This is a genomic window from Streptomyces sp. DvalAA-14 (assembly GCF_900091855.1).
GTDB lineage: Bacteria > Actinomycetota > Actinomycetes > Streptomycetales > Streptomycetaceae > Actinacidiphila.
The window spans coordinates 1-5,831 of record NZ_FMCH01000079.1 but is presented as its reverse complement, the minus strand read 5'-3'; the positions used below and the strand labels follow the sequence as shown (position 1 = coordinate 5,831).

Here is a 5,831-nt window from a genome sequence, read left to right as displayed (position 1 = left end):
GGGCGTCGGGCACCGGCACCCGACGCTGCTCCGGTGTCGTCGTCACGAATCGGCCTCCTGCCGTCCGTAGACCCGGCCGTACCGCTCGTACCGCTCGACGCGGCGCCGGTTGGCGCGGCGGAAGCGGCGGGCGACCAGCCGGGCCAGGTCGGCGGCCCCGACCATACCGGCCTCCGGGCCCAGCTCGGCCTTCACGATCCGCGCCTCGGGCCGGTACCCGCGGCCGGTGAGATTGCGGCGGAAGGCGTCCCGGGCCGGAGCGATCAGCAGGTCGTCGGCCGCGCTGACACCGCCGCCGATGACGAAGCAGGAGGGGTCGAGGGCGGCGGCGAGATTGGCGATGCCGATACCGAGCCACTGCCCGATGTCCTGGAAGAGGTCCACGCACATCGCGTCGCCCTCGCGGGCGAGTTCGGTGATCAGCGGGCCGGTGATCTCGCGGATGTTCCCGCCGACCCGGTCGATGATGCCGTGCGCGACCGGGGAGTCGGCGGCGGCCATCTCGCGGGCCTCCCTGACCAGCGCGTTGCCCGAGCTGTACTGCTCCCAGCAGCCGCGGTTGCCGCAGGCGCAGCGGTGACCGCCCTGGACCACCTGCATATGGCCGAACTCGCCGGCCACCCCGTAGCGGCCCCGCTTGACCCGGCCCTCCTCCAGGATCGCGCCGCCGATGCCGGTGCCGAGGGTGATCATCACCAGGTCGCTCTCCCCGCGCCCGGCGCCGAAGCGCCACTCGGCCCAGGCGGCGGTGTTGGCGTCGTTGTCGACCATCACCGGGACCAGCAGCCGGTCGGCCAGCCGGTCGCGCAGCGGCTCGTCGCGCCAGGCCAGGTGCGGGGCGAACAGCACCCGGGAGCGGTCGGCGTCCACCCAGCCGGCCGCGCCGATGCCGACGGCGTGCACGTCGTGCCGCTCGGACAGGTCGAGCACCAGCTCGACGATGGTGTCCTCGACGACCTTGGGGCTCTTGGACTTGTCCGGCGTCTCGGCCCGGATCGTCTCCAGGATCCGGCCGTCGGCGTCGACCACGCCGGCCATCACCTTGGTGCCGCCGATGTCGATACCGACGGTCGGGACGCGGGGCGCGGTCAGGTGCGAGCGGCGCTCGCGGCGGTCGCGCATCCCGACGTTCTGCCACACCGTGGCGCGGGCGGCGCTGCCGCGGTAGACACGTTCACGGTTGGCACTCAAGCGTTGGTCTCCGGGTCGCCGGGGTCGGATGCCGTGCGGACCGGTTCAGCGGGTGTCGCACGGCTCAGTTCATGGGTCAGTTCGTCCAGCTCGCTGCCACCGGCCATCTCCCGGGTCAGCTCGTCCAGCGTAATGTCCTTCTTGAGGTGGCTGCCCGACATCGCCCCGCGCTTGAGCAGGACGAATCGGTCACCGACCAGGTAGGCGTGGTGCGGATTGTGGGTGATCAGCACCACGCCCAGGCCCGTGTCGCGGGCCGCCGCCACGTATTTCAGCACCATTCCGGCCTGTTTGACACCGAGGGCCGCGGTCGGTTCGTCCAGCACCAGCACCTTGGCGCCGAAGTGCACCGCACGGGCGATGGCCACGCACTGGCGTTCGCCACCGGACAGGGTGCCGATCGGCTGGTCGACGTCGCGCAGGTCGATGCCCATCCGCAGCAGTGCGCCGCGGGTGGTGCTCCGCATCGTGGCCGTGTCCAGCCGGCGCAGCAGTCCGCGGCCCCTGGTGGGCTCGGAGCCGAGGAAGAAGTTCCGCCACACCGGCATCAGCGGGACCACCGCCAGATCCTGGTAGACGGTGGCGATGCCGCGGTCCAGCGCCTGGCGCGGCGAGGTGTGCCGCACCGTCTCGCCGTCGATCTCGTAGCGGCCCGCGTCGTGCGGGTGCAGCCCGGCGATGATCTTGATCAGGGTGGACTTGCCCGCCCCGTTGTCACCCAGGACGCAGGTGATCTCTCCGGCGTGCACGTCGAGGCAGACGCCGTGCAGCGCCCGGACGTTCCCGTAGGACTTGGCGACATCGGTGAGCCGCACCAGCGCGGGGGCCGGGACCGTCTGCGGCGTCCGCTGTTCGTCGGTCATGCGCTGGCCTCCGCCCGCTTGCGGACCCAGGCGTTGAGCAGCACGGCGAGCAGCAGCATCATGCCGAGGAAGAACTGGAACCAGTCGGGATCCCATTGCGCGTACACGATGCCCTTGCTGGTCATGCCGAAGATGAACGCGCCGACCGCCGAGCCCACCGCGCTGCCGTAGCCGCCGGTCATCAGGCAACCGCCGATGACGGCCGCGATGATGTACAGGAACTCGTTGCCGACGCCCTCCCCGGACTGGACGACGTCGAAGGAGAACAGCAGGTGCTGCCCGGAGATCCAGGCGCAGAAGGCGACCGCCATGTACAGGCCGATCTTGGTACGCGCCACCGGGACGCCGACTGCCCGGGCCGCCTCGGCGTTGCCGCCGGCGGCGAAGATCCAGTTGCCGGCCCGGGTGCGCAGCAGTACCCAGGTGGCCGCGGCGACCAGGGCGAGCCACCACAGGATGGTGACCTGGAGGTCGACCGGGCCGATCGTCCAGTGCGAGGCGAACACGTCCTGGGCGGTGGGGAAGCCCTGCATGTCGGCGATGGACTTGGTGGACACCGTGCCGCTGATCAGCTTGGTCAGGCCCAGGTTCAGGCCGGTGAGCATCAGGAAGGTGCCGAGGGTGATGATGAAGCTGGGCAGCTTGGTGCGGACCAGCATCACACCGTTGAACACGCCGACGGCGAGCGTGACCAGCAGTGAGACGCCCACGCCCACCCAGACGTTCGCGGTCATCTGGTAGCTGAACATCGAGGAGACCAGCGCGGAGCTGGTCACCATGACGCCGGCCGACAGGTCGAACTCGCCGCCGATCATGAGCAGCGCGACCGGCACAGCCATGATGCCGATGGTGGAGGAGGCGTACAGCACGGTGCTGAGGCTGGACGCCTGCAGGAAGGAGTCGGCGACGACGCAGAAGAAGACGAAGACCGCCGCCGCCCCGACCACCGCGCCCAATTCCGGCCGGCCCAGCAGCCGCCGCGCCACCGAGCGGGGTGCCAGCCGCTCGTCCGGCGGCTGCGCGGTCAGCGCGGTCACCGGGTGCCCCGCTTGGTGTACGCCAGCAGGGCGTCGGCGTCGTCCTTGGTGACGATCTGCGGGCCGGTCAGCACCGGCTGGCCGCCGCCGAGGGTGTCGCCGTTGTAGCGGTAGAGCCACAGCAGGTCGATCGCCTCGTAGCCCTGCAGGTACGGCTGCTGGTCGACCGCGAAGCCGATCGTGCCGTCCTTGAGCGAGGTGGCGACCTGCGCGTTCAGGTCGAAGGTGTCGATCTCGGCGTGGGAGCCGGCCTCGTCCCTGGCCTTGGCGGCGGTGGCCGCGAAGGGCGCGCCGAGGGTGACCACGGAGTCGATGCTGTGGTCGGCCTGGAGTTTGGCCTGGATCGCCGACTGCACGTCGGGCATGTTGGTGCCGTCGACGTAGAGGTTGTCCATCCGGCCGGTGAACTTCTCCTTGGCGCCGGCGCAGCGCTGTTCGTGCCCCACGTTGCCCTGCTCGTGCAGGACGCACAGCGCGTGCTTGCGGCCGCGCTTGTCGAGTTCCTCGCCGACGGCCTGTCCGGCGATCGTCTCGTCCTGGCCGATGTGGGTGATCGCGCCGAACCGGCGGGACTGCTCGGAGCCGGAGTTGATGGTGATCACCGGGATGCCGGCCTTCTCGGCGCGGGCGACCACGGCCTTCATCGCGTCGGGCTTGGCGAGGGTGACGATCAGCCCGTCCACGTGGCTGTCGACGGCGGCCTGCACCAGCTGCGACTGCTCGTTGGCCTGGTCGCTGTTGGAGTAGACGAACTTGATGTTGTCCTTGGCGGCGGCCTGCTTGGCGCCGCTCTGCACGATGTCCCAGAAGCTGTCGCCGGCTCCCGAGTGGGTGACCATCGCGAAGGTCCAGTGCGGGGTGTTCACCGCCGAGCCGTTCGCGGCGAGCCGGTTGGCCCGGTCCTCGGCGCGCTTGCCGCCGGTGCTGCTGCAGCCGGCCAGCGCGGTGGCGCCGAGTACCGCCGCCAGCAGCACGCCGAGCGTGCGCCGCGCGGTGGTGGCCCTCGGCGGCCTCGGCCGCGCGGTCCCTCCCGTGCCTGACATCGCCACCTGGCCCTGCCTTTCCGTGCTGTTCCTGGTGCAGCCGGGGATGGAGTGCTGCGCGAGCTGTGCGGTGCTGCGAGTGACCATCCCGGCGGGCCAAGTATCCGTCAAGGGGTGGCGCGGCTTCCGAGGCGGGGGGCGGTGGTTGGGGACGGGCGGGAACGAGCGGCCGCGGCGGCGCCCGTGGTTAAGGTGCGGTGCATGGCATCTCTCGTACGGCACATCACGATCGACTGCTCCGACGCCCACCGGCTGGCGTCCTTCTGGGCCGAGGTCCTCGGCGGATCCCTCGGCGCGGACGACGAACCGGGCGGCGACGAGGCCCTGGTCACCGCCGAGGGCAGTTCGCTGCTCTTCGTCGCGGTGCCCGAGGGCAAGTCGGTGAAGAACCGGGTCCACCTCGACCTCCAGCCGCAGGACCGCCGCCGGGACGCGGAGGTGGAGCGGCTGGTGGCGCTGGGCGCGACCGTGGTGGGCGACCACCGCCGGCCCGACGGCACCGGCTGGGTCACGCTGGAGGACCCGGAGGGCAACGAGTTCTGCGTCGAGCGCAGCGCGGCCGAGCGGACGGACTGAGCCCGCTCGGCGGTACGCCCCGCGGCCGGTGCCCGCGTGTCCGCGTGTCCGCGTGTCGGCCGAAACGCCGGGTGCGCCGGTACGCCGGTACGCCGGTACGCCGGTGCACCCGTACGGCTATACGGCTATACCGCTAAACGGCTAAACGCCCCAGTCCGCCCGTAGGCCCGCGAAGAACTCGTGGAAGCCGGGGAAGGTCTTCTTCACGCACCCGGGGTCGTCGAAAGTGGTGCCCGGCGTGCGCAGCGCGGCCACCGCGAAGCTCATCGCGATGCGGTGGTCGCCGTGGCAGGCGATCTCCACCGGCGCCGGGGCGCCGGGGTGGATCTCGATCCAGTCGGGTCCGGTCGCCACCCGGATGCCCTGGCGGCGCAGGTTGTCCGCGCATGCCTCCAGCCGGTCGCACTCCTTGACCCGGGTGTTGTAGACGTCCTCGATCCGGACCGGGCCGTCCGCGAAGGGGGCGATCGCGGCCAGTGTCGGCATGGTGTCGGAGATGTCCCGCATGTTGACGGTGATGCCGGACAGCCGCCCGGTGCCGGTCACCGTGGTGGCGTCGGGGCCGGTCTCCACCTCGGCGCCCATCCGCCGCAGCACGTCCACGAAGCGCAGGTCGCCCTGGAGGGCGTCGGCGCCCAGACCCGGGACGGTCGCGCTGCGGCCGGACAGCGCGGCGGCGGCGAAGAAGTAGCTCGCGGTGGAGGCGTCCGGCTCGATCGGGTAGTCGGTGGCGCGGTAGCCGCCCGGCGGCACGGTGAAGGTGTCGCCGTCACGGGTCACGTCGGCGCCGAAGCGGCGCATCATCGCGATGGTGATCTCCACATACGGCACCGAGACGATGCCGGTGACCCGGATGCGCAGGCCCTCGGCGGTCAGCGGGCCGGTGAGCAGCAGCGCGGTGAGGAACTGGGAGGACAGGCTCGCGTCGAGGTCGATGGCGCCGCCCTTGATGCCGTCGGCGACCACGGTCAGCGGCAGCCGGCCCTCGGCGTCCTCGTGGGTGAGGTCGACGCCCAGCGAGCGCAGGGCCTCGGTGAGCGGCGCGACCGGCCGGCGGCGCATCTGGGCGGATGCGTCGAACCGGAAGGTGCCGGTACCGGCCGCGGCCAGCGCGGGCAGGA

The 5,831-nt window shown here is 71.6% G+C and carries 6 protein-coding genes; 1 reads left to right on the top strand and 5 read right to left on the bottom strand.

Going from position 1 to position 5,831, the window contains the following annotated elements:
- Positions 1–42 precede the first annotated feature (42 nt).
- From GA0115240_RS04120 to GA0115240_RS04105, 4 genes are all read right to left on the bottom strand, one after another.
- Positions 43–1,122, bottom strand: coding sequence for an ROK family glucokinase (locus GA0115240_RS04120; RefSeq protein ID WP_370673270.1), 1,080 nt, complete (start codon positions 1,120–1,122; stop codon positions 43–45).
- A gap of 65 nt (positions 1,123–1,187) precedes the next feature.
- Positions 1,188–2,054 (bottom strand): ATP-binding cassette domain-containing protein, encoded by an 867-nt coding sequence (locus tag GA0115240_RS04115; protein ID WP_093735274.1) that lies wholly within the window; start codon positions 2,052–2,054, stop codon positions 1,188–1,190.
- On the bottom strand, positions 2,051–3,082 hold the full coding sequence (locus GA0115240_RS04110; protein WP_093735277.1) for an ABC transporter permease: 1,032 nt from the start codon (positions 3,080–3,082) through the stop codon (positions 2,051–2,053). The genes GA0115240_RS04115 and GA0115240_RS04110 overlap by 4 nt, the downstream gene beginning before the upstream one ends.
- Positions 3,083–3,087: 5 nt before the next feature.
- The gene (locus GA0115240_RS04105) at positions 3,088–4,134 is read right to left on the bottom strand and encodes a sugar ABC transporter substrate-binding protein (protein ID WP_093735276.1); all 1,047 of its coding nucleotides are present in this window, start codon (positions 4,132–4,134) and stop codon (positions 3,088–3,090) included.
- Positions 4,135–4,335: 201 nt separating this feature from the next.
- On the opposite strand from GA0115240_RS04105, the gene GA0115240_RS04100 reads away from it, so the two are divergent.
- Positions 4,336–4,710 (top strand): VOC family protein, encoded by a 375-nt coding sequence (locus GA0115240_RS04100; RefSeq protein WP_093735273.1) that lies wholly within the window; start codon positions 4,336–4,338, stop codon positions 4,708–4,710.
- A 141-nt stretch (positions 4,711–4,851) separates the two neighbouring features.
- Here GA0115240_RS04100 and aroA read toward each other — a convergent pair.
- Positions 4,852–5,831, bottom strand: a 980-nt coding sequence (gene aroA, locus GA0115240_RS04095) for a 3-phosphoshikimate 1-carboxyvinyltransferase (protein WP_107407090.1), incomplete at its 5' end; no start/stop codon positions are given.

Coding starts and splice junctions, on each gene's coding strand:
- GA0115240_RS04115 (WP_093735274.1), bottom strand. CDS start 2,054: ATGACCGACGAACAGCGGACGCCGCAGACGGTCCCGGCCCCCGCGCTG.
- GA0115240_RS04105 (WP_093735276.1), bottom strand. CDS start 4,134: ATGTCAGGCACGGGAGGGACCGCGCGGCCGAGGCCGCCGAGGGCCACC.
- GA0115240_RS04100 (WP_093735273.1), top strand. CDS start 4,336: ATGGCATCTCTCGTACGGCACATCACGATCGACTGCTCCGACGCCCAC.
- GA0115240_RS04120 (WP_370673270.1), bottom strand. CDS start 1,122: ATGCGCGACCGCCGCGAGCGCCGCTCGCACCTGACCGCGCCCCGCGTC.